This window comes from Paenibacillus sp. FSL W8-0186 (assembly GCF_037969765.1).
GTDB classification, from domain to species: Bacteria; Bacillota; Bacilli; order Paenibacillales; family Paenibacillaceae; genus Fontibacillus; species Fontibacillus woosongensis.
In genome coordinates this window covers 4138035-4162048 of the sequence record NZ_CP150207.1, presented here as the reverse complement: position 1 = coordinate 4162048, position 24014 = coordinate 4138035, and the positions used below count along the sequence as shown (strand labels likewise).

Annotated in this window: 21 protein-coding genes; 17 read left to right on the top strand and 4 right to left on the bottom strand. The window is 52.2% G+C overall.

Features of this window, described 5'->3' with window-relative positions; translation table 11 throughout:
- The first annotated feature begins 5 nt into the window (after nucleotides 1-5).
- Nucleotides 6-1457, top strand: coding sequence for a polysaccharide deacetylase family protein (locus MKX50_RS18565; RefSeq protein WP_213589643.1), 1452 nt, complete (start codon nucleotides 6-8; stop codon nucleotides 1455-1457).
- A 73-nt stretch (nucleotides 1458-1530) separates the two neighbouring features.
- On the opposite strand, the gene ilvD is transcribed toward MKX50_RS18565, so the two are convergent.
- From ilvD to MKX50_RS18550, 3 genes are all read right to left on the bottom strand, one after another.
- Nucleotides 1531-3216 carry a dihydroxy-acid dehydratase gene (gene ilvD, locus MKX50_RS18560; protein ID WP_339157555.1) on the bottom strand — a complete coding sequence of 562 codons (1686 nt, stop codon included), beginning with the start codon at nucleotides 3214-3216 and terminating at the stop codon, nucleotides 1531-1533.
- 192 nt (nucleotides 3217-3408) lie between these two features.
- Nucleotides 3409-3672, bottom strand: a complete 264-nt coding sequence (locus tag MKX50_RS18555; RefSeq protein WP_213589646.1) for a general stress protein — start codon at nucleotides 3670-3672, stop codon at nucleotides 3409-3411.
- 144 nt (nucleotides 3673-3816) lie between these two features.
- Complete coding sequence (locus MKX50_RS18550) at nucleotides 3817-4875, bottom strand: acyltransferase family protein (RefSeq protein ID WP_339157554.1); 1059 nt, start codon at nucleotides 4873-4875, stop codon at nucleotides 3817-3819.
- Between the two features lie 225 nt (nucleotides 4876-5100).
- On the opposite strand from MKX50_RS18550, the gene MKX50_RS18545 reads away from it, so the two are divergent.
- From MKX50_RS18545 to mgrA, 3 genes are all read left to right on the top strand, one after another.
- Nucleotides 5101-5874 (top strand): HAD family hydrolase, encoded by a 774-nt coding sequence (locus MKX50_RS18545; protein WP_213589650.1) that lies wholly within the window; start codon nucleotides 5101-5103, stop codon nucleotides 5872-5874.
- Nucleotides 5875-5879: 5 nt separating this feature from the next.
- The gene (locus MKX50_RS18540) at nucleotides 5880-6635 is read left to right on the top strand and encodes an NAD-dependent protein deacylase (protein ID WP_339157553.1); all 756 of its coding nucleotides are present in this window, start codon (nucleotides 5880-5882) and stop codon (nucleotides 6633-6635) included.
- Nucleotides 6636-6742: 107 nt separating this feature from the next.
- Entirely contained in the window at nucleotides 6743-7747 is a 1005-nt protein-coding gene (gene mgrA / locus MKX50_RS18535; RefSeq protein ID WP_213589654.1) for an L-glyceraldehyde 3-phosphate reductase, read from the top strand.
- Nucleotides 7748-7805: 58 nt separating this feature from the next.
- Here the strand turns inward: mgrA and MKX50_RS18530 are convergent, their stop codons facing one another.
- Nucleotides 7806-8657 carry an AraC family transcriptional regulator gene (locus MKX50_RS18530; protein ID WP_213589656.1) on the bottom strand — a complete coding sequence of 284 codons (852 nt, stop codon included), beginning with the start codon at nucleotides 8655-8657 and terminating at the stop codon, nucleotides 7806-7808.
- A 166-nt stretch (nucleotides 8658-8823) separates the two neighbouring features.
- On the opposite strand from MKX50_RS18530, the gene MKX50_RS18525 reads away from it, so the two are divergent.
- The 13 genes from MKX50_RS18525 to MKX50_RS18465 all read left to right on the top strand — a co-directional run bounded on the left by MKX50_RS18525 (nucleotide 8824) and on the right by MKX50_RS18465 (nucleotide 23968).
- Complete coding sequence (locus MKX50_RS18525) at nucleotides 8824-10002, top strand: galactokinase (protein WP_339160189.1); 1179 nt, start codon at nucleotides 8824-8826, stop codon at nucleotides 10000-10002.
- Between the two features lies 1 nt (nucleotide 10003).
- The gene (gene galE, locus MKX50_RS18520; protein WP_213589658.1) at nucleotides 10004-10996 is read left to right on the top strand and encodes a UDP-glucose 4-epimerase GalE; all 993 of its coding nucleotides are present in this window, start codon (nucleotides 10004-10006) and stop codon (nucleotides 10994-10996) included.
- Nucleotides 10997-11031: 35 nt separating this feature from the next.
- The gene (locus MKX50_RS18515) at nucleotides 11032-12588 is read left to right on the top strand and encodes a UDP-glucose--hexose-1-phosphate uridylyltransferase (RefSeq protein ID WP_339160186.1); all 1557 of its coding nucleotides are present in this window, start codon (nucleotides 11032-11034) and stop codon (nucleotides 12586-12588) included.
- Between the two features lie 205 nt (nucleotides 12589-12793).
- Nucleotides 12794-13957: an iron-containing alcohol dehydrogenase gene (locus tag MKX50_RS18510; protein ID WP_213589660.1), complete on the top strand. Its 1164-nt coding sequence runs from the start codon at nucleotides 12794-12796 to the stop codon at nucleotides 13955-13957.
- 218 nt (nucleotides 13958-14175) lie between these two features.
- Complete coding sequence (locus tag MKX50_RS18505; RefSeq protein WP_339157552.1) at nucleotides 14176-14718, top strand: protease; 543 nt, start codon at nucleotides 14176-14178, stop codon at nucleotides 14716-14718.
- A 14-nt stretch (nucleotides 14719-14732) separates the two neighbouring features.
- Nucleotides 14733-16322 carry a flotillin family protein gene (locus MKX50_RS18500; RefSeq protein WP_339160183.1) on the top strand — a complete coding sequence of 530 codons (1590 nt, stop codon included), beginning with the start codon at nucleotides 14733-14735 and terminating at the stop codon, nucleotides 16320-16322.
- 173 nt (nucleotides 16323-16495) lie between these two features.
- Nucleotides 16496-17338, top strand: coding sequence for a PRD domain-containing protein (locus MKX50_RS18495; RefSeq protein ID WP_330163338.1), 843 nt, complete (start codon nucleotides 16496-16498; stop codon nucleotides 17336-17338).
- Between the two features lie 236 nt (nucleotides 17339-17574).
- A complete protein-coding gene (gene ptsG, locus MKX50_RS18490) occupies nucleotides 17575-19635 on the top strand; it encodes a glucose-specific PTS transporter subunit IIBC (protein WP_213589665.1) in 2061 nt (686 codons plus the stop codon).
- A gap of 85 nt (nucleotides 19636-19720) precedes the next feature.
- A complete protein-coding gene (locus tag MKX50_RS18485; RefSeq protein ID WP_155610719.1) occupies nucleotides 19721-19996 on the top strand; it encodes an HPr family phosphocarrier protein in 276 nt (91 codons plus the stop codon).
- A complete protein-coding gene (gene ptsP / locus MKX50_RS18480) occupies nucleotides 19989-21701 on the top strand; it encodes a phosphoenolpyruvate--protein phosphotransferase (protein ID WP_339157551.1) in 1713 nt (570 codons plus the stop codon). The genes MKX50_RS18485 and ptsP overlap by 8 nt, the downstream gene beginning before the upstream one ends.
- A gap of 229 nt (nucleotides 21702-21930) precedes the next feature.
- Entirely contained in the window at nucleotides 21931-22572 is a 642-nt protein-coding gene (locus MKX50_RS18475; protein WP_339157550.1) for a 50S ribosomal protein L25, read from the top strand.
- A 240-nt stretch (nucleotides 22573-22812) separates the two neighbouring features.
- Nucleotides 22813-23526, top strand: a complete 714-nt coding sequence (locus tag MKX50_RS18470) for a thioredoxin domain-containing protein (protein ID WP_213589671.1) — start codon at nucleotides 22813-22815, stop codon at nucleotides 23524-23526.
- A gap of 1 nt (nucleotide 23527) precedes the next feature.
- Nucleotides 23528-23968 carry a disulfide oxidoreductase gene (locus MKX50_RS18465; RefSeq protein ID WP_213589673.1) on the top strand — a complete coding sequence of 147 codons (441 nt, stop codon included), beginning with the start codon at nucleotides 23528-23530 and terminating at the stop codon, nucleotides 23966-23968.
- Nucleotides 23969-24014 lie beyond the last annotated feature (46 nt).

Sequence of the window (24014 nt, the reverse complement as noted above, 5' to 3'; positions counted from 1 at the left end):
AAAACATGGAGACTTTGCTGCTGTGGTTATTTTATATTTCAACACTATACGCTTTTATACCCGGTTTGATTACGCGGTTGTTCGGTTTTCGCGTATTCAGGCGAGGGATCGGGATGAATGAGTTTGCTCTAACCTTCGATGACGGTCCGGACCCGGTATATACGTCGCAGCTGCTTGATTTGCTAAAGAAATACGGAGCGAAAGCCACTTTTTTTGTTGTCGGCTCGAATGCGGAGAAGTACCCGCATTTGATCAAGCGAATGCATGAAGAAGGCCATTTGATTGGCATTCATAATTATGTTCATAAGACGAACTGGCTAATGGGACCGGCAGCGGTTAAGAAGCAGATTCAACGAACGAATAAAATTATCCATGACATTATCGGCAGTAATACGCATTACTACCGTCCGCCTTGGGGAATCGTCAATTTGTTCGACTTCGCCAGACGCAACGAGACGCAGATTGTGCTCTGGTCGTCGATGTTTGGCGATTGGCGCCAGCGCCTGGGTGCAGATCGATTAACGGAGCGCATGCTGAAGAAGCTGAGGGGCGGCGAAGTATTTCTGCTGCATGATTGCGGAAATACGCTCGGAGCGAATGCGCAAGCCCCTATGGAAATGCTGAAAGCGCTGGAAAGAGTACTGCAGGTAGCCGAGAAGCAGGGAATCGGCACGATCCGGATTGACGATATGATCCAGCGGAGCGAAGCGGTGAAACGCGAGTCCCGCGGTCAAAAAAGCATGGCAGCCGCGCCAAAGGAAACTTCGAAGCAGAAGGCAAGCCTTTCCTTCGGTAAACGTATTGTTGTCTCGTTATGGCTGCTGTGGGAGAGACTTTTTCATTTTGTCTTCCAGCTGAGAACAACAAATAAGGAAGAACCGATCTTTCATTTCCGCATTCGCCCATACCGGGGAGAGCCGGTGATGATGAATGGCGATATAGAGCTTGCAAACGGCGATCGGGTATTGGAGCTTCATTTCGACAATAAGCGGCTGTTCGAAATTGGCTCTCGCTCGAGAACGTCCGTACAAATCGCCATCCAAATGATCCGCGGCGTCGAGAAGACGCTTCCCGAGCTTGCGCAATATGTTCAGACCCATCCGGAATTAATGGATGTCAAGGCCCTGTATGGCGTAAGCATGATCAACCGCGGGCCGGAGCAGTTCGGGTTTACGGTAACCGATCTGCCGGACAGCTTCTTCGCCCGCTCGACGCGCCTGTACTTGAAATTTCTGATGAGCGTCATTCATCCTTCCGGCGGGGATCGCCTCAAGCAGCGTTCCTCCCATGAACTGATACCTAAGCTTATCGTAATGCCAATGGAGCTCTTGCTTGATAAATACTCTGAGGATGGGTCGCATCGCCGTTTCTCTGGCAAAGAGAGCGGTGAGATCGCCTCCGACCAGGAGAGCGCGGAGCCCGAGGAGACTGCTTTAAGCGCAACGCAGCCGTGTTAGTCCTAACACTAAAGGGCGGTTCCACATGAAGATGTGGAACCGCCCCTTTCTATGCATATGAAGATGATTTCAATTAAATTTTCATAACTCCGCCGTTGCTCGCGTTGGTAACGAGCTTGGAATAGCGGGCAAGGTAACCAGTCTTCACCTTCGGCTCGAAGCCTTTCCAGTTCGCACGGCGACGGGCCATTTCCTCATCGGAAACATGAAGCTCGATTTTGCGGTTATTCAGATCCAGCTCGATGATATCTCCATCTTCTACGAAAGCGATTGGTCCGCCTTCGGCTGCTTCCGGAGAAATATGGCCGATACTGATGCCGCGGGAAGCTCCAGAGAAGCGGCCGTCCGTAATGAGGCCGACTTTTGCGCCAAGGCCCATACCGGCAATTTGCGAGGTTGGAGCAAGCATTTCCGGCATACCTGGTCCGCCTTTTGGCCCTTCATAGCGAATGACGACGACATGGCCTTCCTTGACCTTGCCATTTGCGATGCCTTCCAGCGCTTGCTCCTGCGAGTCGAAGCAGATGGCAGGGCCTTTATGGTATCCGCCAACCGAAGGATCAACCGCACCGACCTTGATTACGGAACCTTCAGGTGCAAGGTTGCCGTACAGAATGGCGAGGCCGCCTTTCTCGGAATGCGGGTTGTCGATGGAACGGATAACTTCACGGTCATGGACCTCGCTGCCGGCCACGTTCTCGGCAAGCGTCTTGCCCGTTACGGTCATTTGGCCGCCATGGATCGCTCCAGGCTTCTTCAACAGCTCGTTGATTACGGCACTTACGCCGCCAGCCCGGTGAACGTCTTCGATGAAGTGGTCGGATGCCGGAGCCAGCTTCGAAATATGAGGGACACGGTTGGCCACCTCGTTGATACGCTCCAGCGGGTAATCGATGCCTGCTTCCTGAGCCAAAGCCAAGGTGTGCAGCACTGTATTGGTTGATCCACCCATAGCCATATCAAGCGCGAAGGCGTTGTCGATCGATTCTTTCGTTACGATATCACGTGGTTTAAGATCAAGCTTGATCAGCTCCATCAATTGACGGGCGGATTGTCTTACGAAATCCTTCCGCGCTTCGTCAACCGCGAGAATCGTACCGTTGCCCGGCATGGCCAGTCCCAGCGCTTCGGCGAGACAGTTCATAGAGTTGGCCGTGAACATACCGGAGCAGGAGCCGCAAGTCGGACAGCCGTATTGTTCAAGCTCAAGCAGGTCAGCATCGTCGATCTTGCCCGCTTGATAAGCCCCTACGCCTTCGAAGACAGAAGTCAAGGACAGTTTGCGTCCTTTGCTGTCTACGCCGGCTTTCATCGGTCCGCCGCTGACGAATACAGTCGGGATGTTCACGCGAAGCGCGCCCATCATCATCCCTGGCGTGATCTTGTCACAGTTCGGGATGCAGACCATTCCGTCGAACCAGTGGGCGGAAACAACGGTTTCCAGGGAGTCGGCAATGATTTCCCGGCTCGGCAGGGAATAACGCATCCCGATGTGCCCCATCGCAATACCATCATCGACACCGATGGTGTTGAATTCAAAAGGTACGCCGCCAGCTTCGCGGATCGCTTCTTTGACGATTTTACCGAATTCCTGCAAATGCACATGGCCAGGAACGATATCAATATAGGAGTTACATACGGCGATGAACGGTTTACCGAAATCCTCGTCCTTTACGCCTGCAGCCCGCAGCAAACTGCGGTGAGGCGCGCGGTCGAAGCCTTTTTTGATCATATCTGAACGCATTTTCTTGGCAGTCATGGTTGCCTATCCCCCCATAAAATGTATATTGTGATTTTGGAACTTTACACCGCTAAAGGTTTTCTCTAAAGTCTATCATATGTATTCGGCTTTTTCTAGCGCTTGATAAGGATTGGAAGAAAGGTTTTTGATTAAAAAAAGAGCCCCAGTCTAATCTGGAACTCTTCCTTGCAAACGGATGGTTTTCCATCCTTATTTATTGTTAATGTTGTTACGGGCTTCCCCGCCCATGCGTCCTATACGGCGGTAGAACTCCTTATCGTGCTTCTCGGAGGTGGCTTCTCCGCCCTTTTGGCCGATCTCTTGATAGAATTCCTTGCTGTGGCTTCTGGAAGTAGCTTCTCCGCCTTTTTGCCCGATTTCCTGGTAGAACTCCTTGCCGTGGTTTTTGGAGGTGGCCTGTCCTCCCAAGCGACCGGCTTCTTGACGGCTCATTTTGCCGTTTCCGCGTGCCATTTCCAATCAACTCCTTATGCGAAAAATATTGTTTTGCGTATGATTTATTTACCACAGTCAGTTAGTTTGAAACGCCAGAAACCAAAAAAAGAGCCAAATGGCTCTAAAATTGGCAATATTCTTCAATGCTGCTGATTCGGCTGGTCAATGCTTGCTGACTGTACGGAAGGGGCGGAATGCCCGGCGCTCCAACTTCAGCAGCCATTGCACCGGCGGTTCAATGACCGGCGACGTCCATTTGCGTACAAGGGGATGGCTGAGCACAAGGGTCAGGAAGATAGCCCCGACAATAAGCATGGCGGAAGCTGCCGTATTCGTAATGCGATCATATAAAGGAGAGGCTGCCGCAAAGCGGATAATGAATCCATGCAGGAGGAACACATACAAGGTGCGCCGTCCCAGATCGGTCAGCCTGCTCACCCGCAAGGGCACGAAAGACAGAAAGGCGATTCCTGCCAGCAGCTGCAGGGCGTAAAGAGCCAGCCGGTAGGCCCCGGCATACCATTCGTCATGACCGAGCTGCCCGTACGTCATGCTGCCGTACAGCCATCCGGCATCGATGAGCTGCCCCCATAAAACGACGGCGACCAGCATAACACCGGCAAATGACATAATAATCGCACGGGCCAAAGGAGTGAAGAATTTCTCCAAATAGGCAAATGAAAAATGATAACCGGCAATAAAGAAAGGCAAGTACACAAAGGTCCGCGACAAGCTGAGCCATACTCCATCTACTTGCAAATATCCAACGAGCACGCCCAGAGCAAGCGATACCGCCAGCTGCTGGCGGGGCATCCATTTGTTCATGACGGTCAGCAGTACGCGCCAGCACAGATGACTGGCTAGGAACCAGAGCAGCAGGTACGGGGCAAAGAAGGAATGGTGGATGTTCTGTACCTTAAATACGGCAACGTCCAGTATCGAATACAGGCTTTGAAAGATCACGTACTGGAGGCTGATTTGCAGCATCAGCCTGCGGCCGGGCAGGCCGAGCAGATTGGTTTTGGCGAAGTAACCGGTGACGAATACGAACAGCGGCATATGAAAAGTAAAAATCCATACATATAGAGCATGCATGGCGTCTATGTCTTGGATCAGCGGCTCGATGGCATTGCCGATGAAGACGCAAATGATCAGTAAAAAGCGCAGGTTGAGAAAAAATGCCTCTCCGCGCGGATTCGATGGGATGATGTTCGTCTTCATGCTGACAGCCTCCTCAAGCCTTTCAATCATTCAAAATTTTAAGTATACGGTCTCTGTAATAAAGGTACTCTTTTTGAAGATCAGCACACGTGATAATTATCACAATAGAAAACGCTGTCAGTCCGCGCATTTGTGGCAAAGTATTGAATCATATACAATAGCGGTAATGTGAGTAAGCTGTACGAGGGCTGCATAAAGCGAACGATGAAACCGGGAGGAATGACTATGGCGATTGTTCAGGCAGGCGGACGCAGGGTGCCATGCCAGGCGATATTATTCGATAAGGACGGAACCTTGCTGGATTTCATGGCCCTCTGGGGAGAATGGGCGATGACGCTGCTGGATTTGCTGGACAGCCATTTGGAATTGCTGGGGGCGCGGCGGATCGACAGCAGAGCAGCGCTGCTGGGGCTCAAGCTGGATGAGCGGCAGCAGATCGAGGATTATGATAAGACCGGGCCGCTGGCGATGGGGAGCGAGGAAGAGGTCACCGCGCTGCTCGCCTGGCAGCTGTATGCGGCGGGAGTTCCCTGGAACGAAGCGCTGATTCAGGTTAGGCAGTTCAGCTCGTCGGCGATGATTGAGCTGAGAAAGCGCAGAAACGCCAGACCGATGCCAGGGCTCGCAGCTTTACTGGAGGCTTGCCAATCGCAGGGAATACGACTTGCTGTTGTCACGTCAGATACGACGGAGGCGGCGAGCGAGCATTTGAGCTGGATGGGAATCGAGCGGTATTTCGACGTTATTGTCGGCAGGGATCGGGTGAGCCTTGGCAAACCTTTTCCCGAAATGGCTGTGCTTGCTTGCCGCGAGCTTGGCGTATCCCCTGAGCATGCGGTCGTCGTGGGCGACAGCAACGGGGATATGCAGATGGGCAAGCAGGCTGGGGTGCGGATGACGGTTGGATTAGCTCCGGACGGCGGAGGAGAATCGTATCTGCTGGATGCAGATGCGGTTATCCGCAGTTTTATGGAAATGAAAGTGCTGGAGGAGGCATGAAAGCAATGACATTAAGCAAAATCGAGAAGCTCGCGTCCTGGGTGAAGGAGGGGCGGAGAATCGTATTTTTTGGCGGGGCGGGCATTTCTACAGAAAGCGGAATACCCGATTTTCGTTCTGCAGCGGGCATTTATCAGCAGGAGAAAGCTTCGCCGTATTCCCCGGAGGAAATTTTGAGCCGGCCGTTTTTTGACCGCCATCCGGAGGTATTCTATGATTTTTACAAAACGAAGATGATCCATCTGCATGCCGAGCCGAATCAGGCTCATCGTTGCTTGGCCTGGCTGGAGGACGAAGGCAAGCTGGATGCGGTTATTACCCAAAATATCGACGGCCTGCATCAAAAGGCAGGCAGCCGCAGCGTGCTGGAGCTGCACGGTTCCATCCACCGGAACTATTGCATGGACTGCGGGAGGTTCCATAGCCTGGAGGAAGTGATGAGTACGGGCGATCCTGTGCCCAAATGCGAGACTTGCGGCGGGACTGTCAAACCCGATGTTGTATTGTACGGGGAGAACCTGGATACGCAGGTGATCGAAAGGACAGTTGAGGCAATTAGCGAAGCGGATCTGCTGCTGATCGGCGGCACTTCACTGACCGTTCAGCCGGCGGCTCACCTGGTCACGTATTTTCGGGGACAACGGACAGTGCTGTTGAATGCATCGCCGACAGCTTACGATAACCAGGCCGATTTGCTGATTGCCGAGCCGATTGGCGCGGTGCTCGGGCAGGTGGAATCGCTGCTTAAAGCCGGGAGCTGAAGGGTTTGCCACGATGCCGAAAACGGTTTCTTCCTTCTTGCCAAAGGGTTTTGAACGAGATATGATATTTTTCGAAAGAAAATTACAGCAGGAAGGTAGGGAACTAAATGGCATATATTGCTAGTGAAGACCGGTACGAGTCAATGATATATAACCGTGTGGGTCGTTCGGGCCTTAAGCTTCCGGCCATATCGCTTGGATTATGGCATAACTTCGGTGGTGTAGATACGTTTGAGAACGGACGCGAGATGATTCGCAGAGCTTTTGATTTGGGCATTACCCATTTTGATTTGGCCAACAATTACGGCCCGCCCCCGGGTTCGGCGGAAGAAATGTTCGGTACTGTGCTCAAGAAAGACCTGGCACCCTATCGGGATGAATTGGTGATCTCCTCCAAAGCCGGCTACTATATGTGGCCAGGACCTTATGGGGAGTGGGGATCCCGCAAATACTTAATTTCCAGCCTCGATCAAAGCCTGAAGCGGATGGGCCTTGATTATGTAGATATTTTCTATTCCCATCGCTTTGATCCGGAGACCCCGCTAGAGGAGACGATGATGGCGCTGGATCACATCGTTCGCTCCGGTAAGGCGCTGTACGTGGGCATATCGAGCTATTCAGCGGAGCAGACGAAGGAAGCGGTCTCCATCCTCAAGCAGCTGGGCACGCCGCTGCTCATCCACCAGCCGAATTATTCGCTGCTGGATCGCTGGATCGAGAATGGCCTGCAGGACGTTCTGGAGGAGAATGGGGTTGGCAGCATCGCCTTTTGTCCATTGGCTCAGGGGCTGCTCACAAACAAATATTTGAACGGCATTCCGGAGGATTCCCGTGCGAAGAACCCAACCGGCGCTCTGCAGGAGTCGCAAATCACGCCTGAGATGCTGCGTAAAGTACGCGCACTGAATCAGATGGCGGCAGCACGGGGGCAGAGCCTCGCCCAATTTGCACTCGCATGGGTGCTCCGCGGAGGCAAGGTCACATCTGCGCTGATCGGCGCAAGCCGGGTGAGTCAAATTGAAGAGAACGTTCAGGCGCTAAGCAAGCTTGAGTTCACCGACGAGGAATTGAACCGGATCGAAACGATCCTTCATAACCACGGCGAGCATTAATTTTGTCCGTACCTATAGAAAGAGCCCGTTTCCCTGCTTATAGGGAAGCGGGCTCCGGTTATTTTCCAGAGGCGTTTCTCCGGTACTCGCTTGGCGATTGTCCGTAAAACCGGCGGAACTGCCGCGAGAAGTAGAGCGCATCGTTAAGGCCGACAGAGGAAGAAATCTGTTCGATGGACAGCTCAGGCCGCTCGCGCAGCAGCTGCCGCGATTTGTCGATTCTGAGCTTCAGCAAATAGGTAACGGGGGTCAGCCCGGTCTCTTTCTTGAAAACGCGTGAGAGATAAGCGCGGTTATATCCCAGGCTTGCGCACATTTCTTCAATGGATACATGATGGGCATATTGGCTTGAAATATAGTAAATCATCTGCTTGACGATTTTTTGCACGGCCGACTCGCCGGAGGGAAGCGTTGATTCCTTAAGATAAGAGTCCTCCGCCTCGGCCATTATTAAATACAGGCAGCCAAGAGAGTGCAAATGCGAGCTCGGCTTCTTGCTGCGGAATTCCTGCAGCACGGACGTGAGCAGCTCGGGAATACGGCTGTCCGCCGGGGCGTGAATGACGGGATGCTTGGGCGTTAAACCCGCACGCTCCAGGAGCGAGGGTACCTTTGCCCCCGTAAAAGCGATCCAGCGGTAACGCCATGGTGTCACCGTATCGGATGAATAGCTAACCAACTGATTCGGATGAATGAGAAAGCCGTCTCCGGGCTGGAGCTCGTATATGGAATACTCCGTTTGGAAGGTTCCGTTGCCCTCCTCGACAAAATGGAGCAGATAATAGTCATAAACTTTCGGCCCGACGCGGTGATCCGGTCTGGTCTGGCTCTCGCCAGCAAACAAAATGTGCAGGTCACTCTCATCAAATACTTCGGGGTTAGCAGCAGCGCTGTAGGTTTCTAGCAGCATTGGGGAGCCTCCTTCTTGCTTGGCGGATCATTTCATTCTATTTATATTCTACTTGGGAAGGTCATATTTATCCATACAAACCTCGCATACATACATTATCAAAATGGCGCGAAGTCTTTATACTGAGAGCAAGAACCGAATATTCCATGAAGATGGGGTGTGCATGTTGAACAAACAGGAAATGGAACAAATGTTCCTCTCCCGGAAAGGGAGCAGCCAAGAGAGCATATTTGTATTCAATGCGCCGGGACGCGTGAACCTGATCGGCGAGCATATTGATTATAACGGGGGTTACGTTCTGCCGGCAGCGCTGGAATTCGGAACGACGCTGGCGATCCGCCGCCGTCCTGACCAGAAAGTAACCTTTGCTTCCGCAAATTTTCCTTATGCCGCGGAGTTCGAGGCGAATGAGCTAGGGCAATCCAAAACAGGGGAATGGGTCGACTACCCGATGGGGGTCATTGCGGAGCTGGGCAAGCTAGGCACGACGCTGACTAGCGGTTATGACCTGCTGTTCCATGGAGAAATACCGAACGGCGCGGGTCTGTCCTCTTCCGCTTCGATCGAAGTCGTCACTGCATTTGCGCTGCTGACCATGGAGGGCAAAGAGACGGATACCGTGGAAATTGCCCGCCTGTCCCAGCGCGCGGAAAATCTTTATGTCGGTGTAAACAGCGGCATCATGGACCAGTTCGCCGTAGCGAACGGCGCCAAGGATCATGCGATTCTGCTCATGTGTGATACGCTGGAATATCAGCGGGTACCGTTCCGTACTGGAGCCTACAAGCTGGTGATCGGGAACACGAACAAACGAAGAGGTCTGGTTGACTCCAAATACAATGAACGCCGCTCGCAATGCGATGAAGCGCTGCGTCAACTGCAAGCTCATGAGCCGGGGCTGGAATACCTGGCGCATTTGAAGCCGGAGCGCCTGGGGGAGCTGGAGACGATATTTACGGACCAGGTGCTGCTGGACCGTGCCAAGCACGTCGTGTTGGAGAACGCTCGTGTGCTGGAATCCGTAGAAGCGCTAACCAACAACGATCTCCAGCATTTCGGCAAGCTCATGAATGCGTCGCATGATTCTCTGCGTGATTTGTATGAGGTGAGCTGCATGGAGCTGGATGTCCTGGTAGAGGAAGCGCGACGCATTGAAGGGACATTGGGGTCGCGGATGACTGGAGCGGGCTTCGGCGGCTGTACGGTATCCCTTGTACATGAAGATGCCGTAGATGACTTCGTCAAGCAGGTTGGCGAGGCTTATCAGCGCCGTACCGGTCTAGAAGCTGAATTTTATGTTTGTGGAGTAGGGCAGGGAGTACATGAAATGAAGGAGGAGAACTAAAATGGCTATTTTGGTTACTGGCGGAGCAGGGTATATCGGATCACATACGGTGGCAGAATTGCTGGACCGTGGAAAAGATGTCGTCGTCCTCGACAATCTGCAATCGGGCCACCGCGAAGCGCTGCTAGGCGGCAAGCTGTATGAGGGGGATCTGCGGGACAAGGCGCTGCTGGCTAAGCTGTTCGCCGAGAACGAAATCGAAGCGGTCATTCACTTCGCGGCTAACTCGCTGGTCGGAGAGAGCATGCAGAAGCCAGTGAAATATTATGACAACAACGTATACGGTACGCTTTGCCTGCTGGAAGCTATGGATGCAGCCAATGTGCGGCGCATCGTATTCTCTTCCACGGCCGCTACTTACGGGGAGCCTGAGAAGGTACCCATCGAGGAGTCGGACTTGACGCAACCAACGAACGTGTACGGAGAGACGAAGCTGATGATGGAGCGGATGATCGACTGGTTCGATAAGGTGCTTGGCATTAAATACGTGTCCCTTCGTTATTTCAACGCGGCGGGCGCGCACGATAGCGGACGAATCGGGGAAGACCACAGACCGGAGAGTCATCTCATCCCGCTGATTTTGCAGACTGCGCTTGGACAGCGGCCTTCGATTTCCGTCTTCGGCGACGATTACAATACGCCGGACGGCACATGCGTCCGCGATTATATCCATGTCAGCGATCTGGCGGACGCGCATTTGCTTGCGGTAGAGCATCTGATCGCAGGCGGAGAGAGCAACATCTTCAACCTGGGGAATGGACAAGGCTTCTCGGTTAAGGAAGTGATCGAACAGGTTCGTGAAGTGACCGGCCGCGACTTCGAGGTCGTCATGAGCCCGCGCCGCGCCGGAGATCCGGGCGTGCTGATCGCTTCATCAGATAAGGCGAGATCCGTTCTAAAATGGCAGCCGACGCGAAGCAGCCTGGATAACATCATTCGCAGCGCTTGGGCTTGGCACAGTGCGCATCCGGGCGGTTATGACGATTTCAAGTAAGGAGTGGGTGGACTGTGGCAGCGAAAGAAAGAACTATGCAAGAAGCGCAGCAAGCGATAGAGCGGCTGCTGCAATATGGGCTTGGGCATCGATTGTTTGATGATTGGGATCTGGATTATACGCGCAACCGCTTGCTAGAGCTGTTCGGGCTGGAGGAGCCATGGATAACGGAATTGGAGGAGCCTGCTGGCGGCGAGCTTCGCGAGCCGCTGGATATCTTGATCGATTATGGCTATGCGGTTGGCCTTATTCCGGATGAATCCGACACGTATCGCGACTTGCTTGACGCTAGAATCATGGGCCAGCTGATGGCCCGGCCTTCAGAGACGATCGCTGCGTTCAAGAAGACCGCGCGCGAGGAAGGCATCGAGGCGGCAACCCGAAATTTCTATGCCCTTGCAGTGGACAGCAACTACATTCGCATGGACCGGGTTGCGAACAATATTTACTGGAATCAGGCCACGCCTTACGGCGAGATGGAAATTACGATCAACTTATCGAAGCCGGAGAAAAGCCCGAAGGAGATTGCCATGGCCAAGCTGCTGCCTCCTCCGGTCTATCCGAAATGCCAGCTATGCCGTGAGAATGTGGGTTATGCCGGGCGGGTCAATCATCCGGCAAGGCAAAACCTGCGGGTCATTCCGCTTGAGCTGAACGATGAGCCGTGGCTGTTCCAGTATTCGCCTTACGTATACTACAACGAGCACTGCATCGTCTTCCATCATGATCATGTGCCGATGAAGCTGACGCGGAATACCTTCAAGCGCCTGCTGGATTTCACGGCGGAATTTCCTCATTATTTCATCGGTTCCAATGCGGATTTGCCGATCGTCGGCGGATCGATTCTGACGCATGACCATTTCCAGGGGGGCAGGCATACGTTCCCGCTGGAGAAGGCTCCGGCCGAAGCGGCATTCCGGCATGAAGCGTTCGAAGGCGTCACGGCTTCCATCGTGAAATGGCCGATGACCGTGCTGAGATTGAACAGCCACCAGCCTGATTTGCTGCTGGATGCTGCCGATGATTTGTATGAAAAATGGCAAAGCTATAGCGATCCGGAAGCCGAGGTGCTGGCATTCACCGAAGAGAACGGGCAAACCGTCCCGCATAACACGGTTACGCCGATCGTACGCCGCGGCGCGGACGGCAGCTATGAAATGGATATCGTGCTGCGCAATAACCGGACGAATGAGCAGTATCCGGAAGGGATATTCCATCCGCACCGGGAAATGCACCACATCAAGAAGGAGAACATCGGTCTGATCGAGGTGATGGGACTGGCGATTCTTCCTGGACGGCTAAAGGAGGAGCTTGGCCGCATCGCGGAAATTCTAAGCGGGAACCAAGGTTTGTATGAAGAAGTTCTTGCAGGACGTGAGGCTGCGCTTGCAGTTCACACCGAATGGATCCGGGAGCTTGTTGCCGCGCATGGGCACGGCATGAGCCCGGAAGAAGCCGAGGCGCTGCTCCGTAATGAGGTAGGGCTGAAATTCTCCGCTATTCTGGAGCATGCCGGTGTGTTCAAGACTACGCCGGCCGGACGCGAGGCCTTCCGCAGATTCGTTAGCGCGGCTGGGTATCGCGAAGCGTAGCATGATTTAGATTAAGACTGTCTTTCATTCGATGAATGGAAGGCAGTCTTTTTCATAAGAAAGCATGGCGTTCTTCTCCAAAGGAAATGGTCACTCGAAGCCGCTCCGCTCACTTTAAGCATGCCGATTGTTTCCTAAAAGGGGGAAGAGTATAATTTAGAGTGCAGTACATAATTTAAGGGATAAACTAAGGGAGGCATGTTGCATGAACTCTTTTCAATTTCATAACCCGACGAGGCTCATTTTTGGCAAAGGGCAAATCACAGCACTGAAGACGGAGGTTCCCAAATACGGCAAAAAAGTGCTGATGGTATACGGCGGCGGGAGTATTAAGCGGAGCGGGCTGTATGATCAGGTGATTGTCCAGCTTAAAGAAATCGGGGCAGAAGTAACCGAGCTGGCCGGTGTGGAGCCAAATCCTCGCTTGTCCACCGTTCACCGGGGAGTGGATCTATGCAAGACTAAGGAGATCGAACTGGTTCTAGCAGTAGGCGGAGGCAGTGTGCTGGACTGCGCCAAAGCGATTGCGGCAGGAGCCAAATACGACGGGGATATGTGGGATTTTGCCGAGCACAAGGCGGTTCCGAAGGCTGCGCTTCCGCTAGGAACCGTGCTGACGATGGCCGCTACCGGCTCGGAAATGAACGGTAATTCGGTCATATCCAACGAAGCGACCGAGGAGAAGCTGGGCTGGGGCAGCCCGCTCGTGTATCCTGTTTTCTCGATCCTGGATCCGGAGAACACCTTTACTTTGCCGAAGGACCAGACGGTGTACGGCATTGTTGACATTATGTCGCATGTGTTCGAGCATTATTTTCACAAGGAAACCAACACCTTGCTGCAGGACGAATTCTGCGAGGCGCTGCTTCGTACCGTAATTGAGACGGCACCTAAGCTGATCGAGGATTTAGAGAGCTTCGACCATCGGGAGACGATTCTCCTCTGCGGCACGATGGCTCTGAACGGAGTGCTGAATATGGGGCTTTCCGGCGACTGGGCAACGCATAACATCGAGCATGCCGTATCCGCCGTATATGATATTCCGCATGGAGGCGGCCTGGCGATTCTGTTCCCGAACTGGATGAGTCATAATCTGCCTCATGACGTAGCCCGCTTCAAGCGTCTCGCGGAGAAGGTGTTCGGGATCGATCCAATCGGCAAAAGTGACCAGCAGGTGGCCGAGGAAGGAATCGCCGCCCTGCGCGCGTTCTGGAACTCGATCGGCGCGCCAAGCAGGCTTGCTGACTACGATATCGATGGCAGCAAGCTGGAGCTGATGGCCGACAAAGCGATGCGGTTCGGACCGTTCGGCAATTTTGCGAAGCTGCAGAAAGAGGACGTTCTGGCCATTTACCGCCGTTCCCTATAACGCAGCGGTCAAGTAAGTGTACTATCGTGTACTGGCCGCTGCACAACATCAGGGCGGCCAAAATCCGAGATATATAAGCCGAGCAGGGACCCGCGGGTACCTTGCTCGGCTTTTGCGGTTCACCGCGATTCCTGCTAATCCTGCTAAATGAGCGAAACGAAACCACTTCCTGTAACGTATTACTAAATATATACACATCCAGAAAGGAGGGGCTGCAGATGGAGGCCATGTTCTGGAGCTGTCTGCTCGGCGGAGCCGTATTCGCTTTGCTCAGCGTCATCGTGGGGGATATCGTCGGCAGCTGGCTGGACGGGGTATTCGACATTTTAAACGTCGATTTTCTAAAGCCGATTATTCTGGCTTCCGCGGTGACTACGTTCGGGGGTGCCGGCGTATTGCTCGTTCGCTACACCAGTCTTAGTACTGTGGCCGTCATTGTATTTTCGATTCTAATCGCGTTGTTGATGTCGGTGATCATTTATTTTGCTTACGTTAAGCCGATGGAGAACAGCGAGAACTCGACAGGCTTCTCTGCAGCCGAGCTTCCGGGCAAGCTGGGTGAAGTGACCGTGCCAATCCCAAAGGCGGGGTTCGGGGAGATCATGGTCAATTTTGTGGCTGGCAACACGCTACATATTGCATCAAGCTGGGACAATACGGAAATTCCGGCAGGCACACTCGTCGTCGTTATTGATTCCAAGGACGGCGTCGTGCAGGTATCGCGGCTTTATGAGAATGGACAGGAAAGGGAGATGGTGTGATGTTATTTGAAGGGATGCCTGATTTTTTGTTAATTCCGTTAATCATTATTGCGGTCATTGTTGTGCTTGGCTTAGCGTTTTGGGCTCGGTATAAGACGGTAAGTCCGGATGAGGCGATGATTGTTACGGGTTCCTTCCTAGGCAGCAAAAATATTTCTGATGATGAAACGGGCCGCAAAATCAAAATCGTCCGCGGCGGCGGGGCTTTCATTTGGCCCATATTTCAAAAGGCGGAGTTCATGTCCTTGCTGTCGCATAAGCTGGACGTGATGACTCCGGAGGTCTATACCGAGCAAGGCGTGCCGGTATCGGCTGACGGGGTTGCCATTATCAAGGTGGGCAGCTCGGTAGAAGACGTGGCTACAGCGGCGGAGCAGTTTATGGGCAAGCCGATTGAATCGCTTAAAGGAGAAGCGCAAGAAGTTCTCGAGGGGCATCTTCGCTCAATTCTCGGATCGATGACCGTAGAGGAAGTATACCGCAACCGGGACAAATTCGCCCAGGAGGTTCAAGGCGTCGCTGCCCGGGATCTCAAGAAGATGGGGCTGCAGATTGTCTCCTTCACGATTAAAGATGTACGTGATAAGCACGGCTATCTAGAGGCGCTTGGTAAGCCGCGTATTGCCGCGGTAAAACGGGACGCCGAGATTGCTGAAGCCGAGGCGGTACGGGACTCGCGAATTCAAAAGGCGCTCGCAGAGGAGTCCGGTCAGAAGGCCGAACTGCTCCGCGATACGAATATCGCCGAGGCCTCCAAGGAGAAGGAACTGAAGGTCGCTTCCTTTAAAAAGGAGCAAGACACGGCGAAAGCAGAAGCTGACCAGGCTTATCATATCCAGGAAGCGCGTGCAAAGCAGACGATGGTGGAAGAGCAAATGAAGGTTGAGCTCGTGCGCAAAGAACGCGAAATTGACCTGCAGGATAAGGAAATTATGGTACGGCAGAAGCAATATGACGCCGAGGTGAAGAAGAAAGCCGACGCCGACCGTTATGCGGTAGAGCAGGCAGCAGAAGCTGAGAAGGCCCGAAAGATGCGGGAGGCCGACGCGCTGCAATACTCCATCGAGACCCAGGCTAAGGCTTCTGCTGAGCAGAAACGCCTCGAAGGTCTTGCGATCGCGGATGCTGAAAGGGCAAAGGGGACGGCCGACGCCGAGATTATCCGGCTGCGGGGGCTTGCTGAAGCCGAAGCGAAGGAGAAGCTGGCCGAAGCGTTCCAGAAGTTCGGCGAGGCCGCGATTCTGGATATCGTGGTGAAAATGCTGCCTGAGCTTGCGGAGAAAATCGCTGGTCCAATCTCGTCCATCGATAAGCTTACCGTTGTGGACACCGGCAAAGGCGAAGGCGCTGCCCGGGTGAGCAATTACGTGACCGAGCTCATGGCTACGGCGCCGGAAATGCTCAAAAGCGTATCCGGCATCGAGCTGGATCGTTTGATTAAAGGCCTGACCCAAGGCAAAGCCCTGCCGGCAGCTTCTTCTGCCCAGGTTCCGGCTGCAGCCTCCGCAGGGGCGGCTCATAGCTCGCCTTCTCCGCTGCAGACAGGGTCAGTCAAACCGCCTGTCGTACAGGAAAGCGCAGCTTCCTCGGAGCAGGATTCCTGATTTCATGGCGTGATTTGCTTGATAACAGGAAGTAATTATTGACATTTGTGCATAAGCTCGTTGTAAAGCGTCTCGCCGAAAGGCGAGGCGCTTTTATATTGCGCCGTACTATGGTAGAATTTAATATTCGTAAGCATGGAATTTTGTATTTTGGAGGCAAGTGAGGTGCAACTGTGAGCAGGCTGCATGTAGCCAAAGCGCTGAATAACAATGTAATCATTGCGAATCATCCTGGACATGGCGAGGTCGTTGTCATTGGCAAGGGCATCGGATTTAACCGCAGGCAGGGCGACTTGATTCCACTGGATGCGGTAGAGAAGATGTTCATTCTGAAGAACCAGCAGGAGCAGGAGCAGTATAAACAGCTTGTTCCCCAGGTCGATGAACATCTGATCGAAGTCATTGGGGAAATCATTATGTATATATCCCAGAAGACGAATCAAGAGTTGAATGAACATATTCACATTGCATTGACTGACCATCTTTCGTTTGCAATCAAACGGGCGGAGCAGGATATGGCCATCCATAACCCCTTTCTGTTCGAGACCAGAGAGATCTATCCTATGGAATACGAGCTGGCTGAGTATGCAATCGAGCTTATTCATGAAAGATTGGGCGTAGATTTAGGCCAGGACGAGATCGGCTTTGTCGCCCTCCACATCAACAGCGCGATGACCAATCGGCATGTCAGCGAGGTACGCGAGCACACGCAGCTGATCGCAGACCTTGTGAATATGGTAGAGGAGGAGCTGAGGATGAGAATATTGCGCCATTCCTTGGATTACTCACGCCTCTTGACTCATTTAAGGTTCGCGATTGAGCGCGTAAAGCGTGGCGAGAAAGTGGCCGTCGTCGAGAAGTTGGAAGCGCTGCTAAGTCAGGAATATCCGGAGCTGTACAAGCTGGCCGGGAAATTGACGAAAGTGATGGAGGCCAGGCTGAACAAGCCGGTATACCAGGCTGAAATCAGCTATCTGACCATGCATCTGCATCGTCTGACCGTCCATCATCGATAGAGGCTTGACACTGAATTGACCTTCTTGCTATACTCTAGTCGATAAACAACAATAGCATATGACAATGTGTTACTGATTCGATCAGGCATGAGTTGATTAAAGTACTTTGATTGCATTTCTATAATGCGGGGTATTATAACCGTAGGAGATGTGAGCCAGAAGTACCTTTTATTAGCTTATGCCTTTTTTGCTGTTGTTGGGCAGTTATATAGAGAAAAGCTTACAGGAGGATGGATATGTTTAAACGCTTTTTTGGCGTGCTGCAGCGGGTAGGTAAGGCCTTGATGCTGCCTGTAGCGCTGCTGCCTGCGGCTGGATTGCTGCTTGGTATTGGAAACATGCTGATCAATCCGGATTTCTTGAACCTCGTGCCGGCTCTGGATAACGCTACAGTAAATGCAATCGCTACGGTGATGATGAATGCTGGCGATATCGTCTTTACGAATCTGGCATTGCTGTTTGCCGTCGGTGTGGCGGTAGGGCTTGCTGGCGGAGATGGAGTTGCGGGACTTGCCGCGATCATCGGTTATTTGGTCATGAACGTGACCATGGGAACGGTGATCGGGGTCACGCCTTCCATGATTGGAGAAGATCCAGCCTATGCTAGCGTACTGGGTATCCCGACACTGGGGACAGGCGTATTCGGGGGGATTATTGTAGGGGTTCTCGCAGCCTCGATGTACAAGCGATTCTTTAAGATCGAGCTGCCGTCCTATCTTGGCTTCTTTGCAGGTAAACGCTTTGTGCCAATTATGACGGCTGCTACATCTTTGCTGCTAGGCTTGGCTATGGTCATCATTTGGCCGCCGATTCAGGGGGGGCTTAACACCGTATCCCACTTTATGCTGGAGCAGAACCGCACGCTTTCTGCCTTTATATTCGGCGTCATCGAGCGGGGACTTATTCCATTTGGTCTTCACCATATTTTCTATTCGCCGTTCTGGTTCGAGTTCGGAGAGTACGTAAACAATGCGGGACAAATCGTTCGCGGAGACCAGAAAATCTTTATGGCGCAGCTTCGCGATGGCGTAGGGTTTACTGCAGGTACGTTCATGACCGGTAAATTCCCGTTTATGATGTTCGGTTTGCCGGCTGCCGCGCTGGCGATCTATCACGAATCCAAGCCGCAGCACAGAAAGTATGTTGCCGGGATTATGGGTTCGGCCGCGCTGACTTCTTTTTTGACGGGGATTACAGAACCGCTTGAATTCTCGTTCCTGTTCGTGGCACCGCTGCTGTTTGTCGTACACTGCGTATTTGCGGGCTTGTCGTTCATGACGATGCATCTGCTCGATGTGAAAATCGGGATGACATTCTCCGGCGGATTGATCGACTTCCTGATTTTTGGAGTAATTCCGGGGCGTACGCCTTGGTGGAACGTCATTATCGTCGGCTTAATTCTGGCCGTTATTTACTATTTTGGCTTCCGCTTCGTTATCCGCAAATTCAACCTGAAGACGCCAGGCCGTGAGGATGACTCCGCTCAACAAGACGGCGGGGAACAAAGAGGGCAGACCACACAGGATGAGCTGCCGCAGAACATTCTTGCCGCATTGGGCGGCCAGGGCAACATCGTCCATCTCGATGCCTGCATTACCCGGCTTCGGGTCGAAGTGAAGGAGAAAGCAGATGTAGACAAAAACCGCCTTAAAGCGCTTGGGGCTTCTGGAGTTCTGGAAGTTGGCAACAACATTCAAGCCATTTTTGGCACAAGATCTGATACGATTAAGACCCAAATTGGGGATATAATGAGTGGTAAGACCCCAGTTATTTCGCCTGCTGCTGCGGCGGAGAAACCTGCCGAGGTAGAGCAGCAAGCAGCTCAGGACGGGAAAGCGATTATCGACGAGGATATCGTAATGCCGGCTAGTGGCGAGTTGATGGATATTACGAACGTTCCTGATCCTGTTTTTTCCGAAAAAATGACGGGTGACGGATTTGCGGTGCTGCCGGAGGAAGGGACGATTTGTTCCCCGGTTTATGGTAAAGTGTTTAATGTATTCCCTAGCAAGCATGCGATCGGCATCCTGTCCGATGGCGGCAAGGAAGTGCTGGTGCATATCGGCGTTAACACCGTAAAGCTGAAGGGCCAAGGCTTCAAAGTGCTTGTTGAGGAAGGCGACCTCGTAGCTGCAGGGCAGCCGATTATGGAAGTGGATATCGCTTATGTGAAGGAGAATGCGAAGTCGTTGATTTCGCCGATTATTTTCTCCAACCTTCCAGAAGGCTCTACGGTGGAGCTGAACAAAACGGGCAAGCTGAAAGCTGGAGAAGGCAACATTATTACGATAAAATAAGCACGGCCTGGGGTTACAGCATCCCTCATCTGGAGATGAGGGGTTCAAATAAACTAAACTTTAACAGAAAGCGAGTGTACTTATTATGGAAAAAGTATTCAGAATCACGGATGAAGATGGTATTCATGCACGCCCAGCCACAGCGCTGGTAAATACAGCAAACAAATTCAGCGGAGCTGAAGTATTCGCGGAAGCTAACGGCAAAAAAGTGACCTTGAAGTCCATTCTTGGCGTACTTTCCCTAGGGCTTGAAAAAGGCGATCTCATTACGTTGACTGTCGATGGAGACAATGCCGCAGAAGCGCTTCAAGCGCTCACTGACGTAATGGTTAATGAAGGGTTAGGCGAAGTAAATGCTTAACATCAATGGGATTGCTGCATCAGCAGGTGTAGCGATTGCTCCGGTTTTCAAGCTGGAGCACCCTGATTATACGGTAAAGCGCCGGGAGATCGAGGATCCTGCGGCAGAGAACGCTCGCCTGGATGAAGCTTTATCGAAGTCGCAGCAAGAGCTTGAGGCGATTAAAGCACGCACGCATCAAGAGCTGGGGGAGAAGAAGGCGGAGATTTTCGAATCGCATCTGCTCATTCTGAACGACCCTGAGCTGCTTACCCCTGTACGGGACAAAATCAATACGGAAAAAGTCAGCGCCGAATTTGCACTGAACGAAACCGCCCAGCAGTTCATCTCCATGTTTGAGAACATGAAGAGCGACTATCTCAAGGAGCGTGCGGCGGATATGAGGGACGTTACGAAGCGCGTGCTGACTCATCTGCTTGGTCTGAATTACGTAAATCCCGCTGAGATCAGCGAGGAGGTTATCGTTGTAGCGGAAGACTTGACGCCTTCGGATACGGCGCAGCTTAACCGCAAATATGTAAAAGGCTTTACAACGAATATCGGCGGCCGTACTTCGCATTCGGCCATTATGGCGCGTTCCCTGGAAATTCCGGCTGTCGTTGGAACGAAGGATGTGCTGAGCCAGGTAAACAACGGTGATCTGCTGATCGTCGATGGACTGGACGGAACCGTCATCGTAAATCCTTCGCCTGAGGTTGTTGAGCAGTATATAGCGAAGCGTGACCAGCATCTGCAGCAAATCGAAGAGTGGAAGAAGCTGCGTGAGGTGCCGACGGTTTCCCGCGACGGGGTTCATGTGGAGCTGGCGGCCAACATTGGAACGCCAAACGATGTGGCTGGCGTACTGGAGAACGGCGGCGAAGGCGTAGGGCTGTACCGTACCGAGTTCCTTTATATGGGCCGGACGGAGCTTCCTTCGGAGGAAGTGCAATTCAACGCCTACAAAACGGTGCTTGAGAAAATGGAAGGCAAGCCGGTAGTCGTCAGGACGCTGGATATCGGCGGCGACAAAGAGCTGCCATATTTGGACTTGCCGAAGGAAATGAATCCATTCCTCGGTTTTCGGGCCGTACGTCTCTGTCTGGAGCGGACGGATATTTTCCGGACACAGCTTCGAGCTTTACTGCGGGCGAGCATTTACGGGAATTTGCGGATCATGTTCCCGATGATCGCTACGCTGGATGAATTCCGTCAGGCAAAAGCCCTGCTGCTGGAGGAGAAGGATAAACTAGCGGCTGAAGGCGTCACCGTATCGGAGGACATCCAGATCGGGATTATGGTGGAAATTCCGGCAACGGCGGTGCTGGCTGATCAGTTTGCCAAAGAGGTTGACTTCTTCAGCATCGGCACGAATGATCTTATCCAATATACGATGGCTGCCGACCGGATGAACGAGCGCGTTTCCTATTTGTATCAGCCATACAATCCGGCGATTTTGCGCTTGGTGAAAATGGTTATCGATGCCGCTCACAAAGAAGGGCGCTGGGCAGGCATGTGCGGAGAGATGGCGGGAGATTCTACAGCAATTCCGCTGCTGCTTGGGCTTGGATTGGATGAGTTCAGCATGAGCGCCACTTCGATTCTGCCTGCGCGTTCGCAAATCGCCAAGCTCTCCAAGGCAGAAATGCAGGAGCTGGCGGCCAAAGCGCTGCAGCTAAGCACGGCCGAGGAAGTCGTGGAGCTTGTCAGAGGCATCCAACAATAAAGCGCTATTCTAAAGCTTATCAGGTATACTTTTCAGGTTTCAGCTTTTCCAACAATATATTTGGGTTTCTTTCCAGCCGGCGCATCTGCGCCGGTTTTTTTCGTATCTGCGTATTTAGCACATTTAGCGAATAAGGAATTATAAGGTGGTAACGTTAGGAATAGCGGAGAATTGGGTAAAATAACAATGTGGTTTCAGCCATGGCATTACAATGAGGAGGGTGTTACGTATGACTGCGAGTACGAATCAACGAACCCAGTACTTAGACGTCTCAAAGAGGACGGAGTTTACCCGCTCTTCACTTCACCAATTAAGGAAAAATGGGGGCATTCCCGCTAGCGTGTACGGAGGCGGAACGGAAGCCCAGTCTATTTACGTGGACGAGAAACAACTGGCCAGAGTAGCTCGTACGGGACGCACCGAATTTTTTGAGCTGCGGATCGACGGTGCGCAGGGCATTCCGGTATTGATAAAGGATGTTCAGCAGCGAGGCGGCAAAGTACTTCATGTCGATTTTCAGAAGGTGTCGAAAAATAAACCGATACGTGTTAAGGTGCCGCTGATTTACAACGGGACGGCCGAAGGAACTAAGGTTGGCGGAGTTCTGCAAATTCAAGCGACGGAGCTTGAAATCGAAGGTTTGCCGGATGACCTGCCGTCCGGGCTCGAGGTGGATGTGACTCCGCTTGGCACCGGAGACAAGCTGGTTGCCGCTGATGTCCAGCTCCCTGAGGGCATTTCATTGATTGCCCTGGAGGATGAGCTGCTGGCTTCTGTCGTACTCCCGCGTGTAGCAGAGCCCGAGGCAGAGGCGGAAGGCGACGCCAGAGCGGAGCCGGATGCTGCTGACGGAGCCGGGGAAAAAGAATAATTTCCAGTTTGTCTGTGTCAGGAAAGGCGGTCTATCGGGCCGTCTTTTTTTAGGTTTTGTCTTAAATTTAGATTTATCGAATCTAGCATTATGTCGTTAGATGTTTTTTCATAATGATAGTATAATATATTCATGTTATGTATTATAATTCCAATATAACAAAGCGAAAACATTCCTTTGTAACAAGGTTGGTTACACTGTATAATGTGAATATGCAAATTTAAAGAAAGAGGGGATGACATGCCGCCGAAAAAGCAAACTAATGCGTTGGCGCAGCGCAAATCGGAACAGATGAAGCAGCAGCAAAAACAGAAGACAAGACGGGTGATTTGGTTTTCCACGGTGGGGGTGCTGTTGGCGCTCTGTATTATTGTTTTACTGATCCCGACGAAACCCAAAGCAGAGGCGTTTGAATATGCTGGCCTTCCGGTATTGGGAGATCCGAACGCTCCTATTAAAATTGTGGAATTTGGAGATTATAAATGCCCGGCATGCAGCATTTTCAATGAACTTGTCAAGCCGCAAATCCAAAGCGATTATGTAGATCAGGGCAAGGCAGCCTTTTATTTTATGAACTATCCTTTTCTAGGACCTGATTCAGATACGGCTGCATTGGCAGCGCAGGCTGTATACCATCAAAGCAACGAAGCATTCTGGGCTTATTTTGATGCCTTGTACACAAATCAAGGGAACGAGAACGAGCAGTGGGCGACGGTCGATTATCTGGTCGAGCTGGCGCAGAAGGAGAACATTGGCATCGACTACGATCTTCTCCGCAAGGATATCGAAGAGAAGACGTACCAGAACGAAGTGGACGAGCACCGAAACAAAGCGAATCAGCTCAGAGTTCAGGGAACACCTACGATATTCATTAACGGCAAGCAGTATAACGGAAACTTTGGAGACTACACCGAGATCAAGAAAGCGATAGAAAACGAATTGAAGGGTGAGTAGGATGGTCCAAGGCCCGGTACGCTCTTTTTTTAGGGAATATGGCATTTATCTTGCTTGGCTCGTATCGATGGTAGCTGCCGCAGGAAGCCTGTATTTAAGTGAAGTGCTGTACTATGAGCCCTGCAAGCTGTGCTGGTTTCAGCGCATATTCATGTATCCGCTCGTGATTATGCTCGGCATGGCCGCGTTTCGCAACGACCGCAGAATGATTGGATATGCCCTTCCGCTCAGCATCATCGGAGGATCTATCTCGATCTATCATTACGCCCAGCAGAAAATTCCCGGTTTGGCGGAGCTGCTGCCCTGCAAAGTAGGGATTCCGTGTAATATCGATTATTTGAATTGGTGGGGATTCATCACGATTCCTTTTATGGCATTAATTGCATTTTTATTAATTACCGTATGTCTGTTCCTCGCCAGAACGGCCTCAAACAATGAATAAGCTTTAACCAGGCGCCCTCAGCCATAAAATGGCTAAGGGCGTCTTT

What these genes read in the sequence shown, in the direction of transcription:
- MKX50_RS18565 (WP_213589643.1), top strand. Translation starts at nt 6, where the DNA reads ATGGAGACTTTGCTGCTGTGGTTATTTTATATTTCAACACTATACGCT.
- ilvD (WP_339157555.1), bottom strand. Translation starts at nt 3,216, where the DNA reads ATGACTGCCAAGAAAATGCGTTCAGATATGATCAAAAAAGGCTTCGAC.
- MKX50_RS18555 (WP_213589646.1), bottom strand. Translation starts at nt 3,672, where the DNA reads ATGGCACGCGGAAACGGCAAAATGAGCCGTCAAGAAGCCGGTCGCTTG.
- MKX50_RS18550 (WP_339157554.1), bottom strand. Translation starts at nt 4,875, where the DNA reads ATGAAGACGAACATCATCCCATCGAATCCGCGCGGAGAGGCATTTTTT.
- MKX50_RS18545 (WP_213589650.1), top strand. Translation starts at nt 5,101, where the DNA reads ATGGCGATTGTTCAGGCAGGCGGACGCAGGGTGCCATGCCAGGCGATA.
- MKX50_RS18540 (WP_339157553.1), top strand. Translation starts at nt 5,880, where the DNA reads ATGACATTAAGCAAAATCGAGAAGCTCGCGTCCTGGGTGAAGGAGGGG.
- mgrA (WP_213589654.1), top strand. Translation starts at nt 6,743, where the DNA reads ATGGCATATATTGCTAGTGAAGACCGGTACGAGTCAATGATATATAAC.
- MKX50_RS18530 (WP_213589656.1), bottom strand. Translation starts at nt 8,657, where the DNA reads ATGCTGCTAGAAACCTACAGCGCTGCTGCTAACCCCGAAGTATTTGAT.
- galE (WP_213589658.1), top strand. Translation starts at nt 10,004, where the DNA reads ATGGCTATTTTGGTTACTGGCGGAGCAGGGTATATCGGATCACATACG.
- MKX50_RS18515 (WP_339160186.1), top strand. Translation starts at nt 11,032, where the DNA reads ATGCAAGAAGCGCAGCAAGCGATAGAGCGGCTGCTGCAATATGGGCTT.
- MKX50_RS18510 (WP_213589660.1), top strand. Translation starts at nt 12,794, where the DNA reads ATGAACTCTTTTCAATTTCATAACCCGACGAGGCTCATTTTTGGCAAA.
- MKX50_RS18505 (WP_339157552.1), top strand. Translation starts at nt 14,176, where the DNA reads ATGGAGGCCATGTTCTGGAGCTGTCTGCTCGGCGGAGCCGTATTCGCT.
- MKX50_RS18500 (WP_339160183.1), top strand. Translation starts at nt 14,733, where the DNA reads ATGCCTGATTTTTTGTTAATTCCGTTAATCATTATTGCGGTCATTGTT.
- ptsG (WP_213589665.1), top strand. Translation starts at nt 17,575, where the DNA reads ATGTTTAAACGCTTTTTTGGCGTGCTGCAGCGGGTAGGTAAGGCCTTG.
- MKX50_RS18485 (WP_155610719.1), top strand. Translation starts at nt 19,721, where the DNA reads ATGGAAAAAGTATTCAGAATCACGGATGAAGATGGTATTCATGCACGC.
- ptsP (WP_339157551.1), top strand. Translation starts at nt 19,989, where the DNA reads ATGCTTAACATCAATGGGATTGCTGCATCAGCAGGTGTAGCGATTGCT.
- MKX50_RS18475 (WP_339157550.1), top strand. Translation starts at nt 21,931, where the DNA reads ATGACTGCGAGTACGAATCAACGAACCCAGTACTTAGACGTCTCAAAG.
- MKX50_RS18470 (WP_213589671.1), top strand. Translation starts at nt 22,813, where the DNA reads ATGCCGCCGAAAAAGCAAACTAATGCGTTGGCGCAGCGCAAATCGGAA.
- MKX50_RS18465 (WP_213589673.1), top strand. Translation starts at nt 23,528, where the DNA reads ATGGTCCAAGGCCCGGTACGCTCTTTTTTTAGGGAATATGGCATTTAT.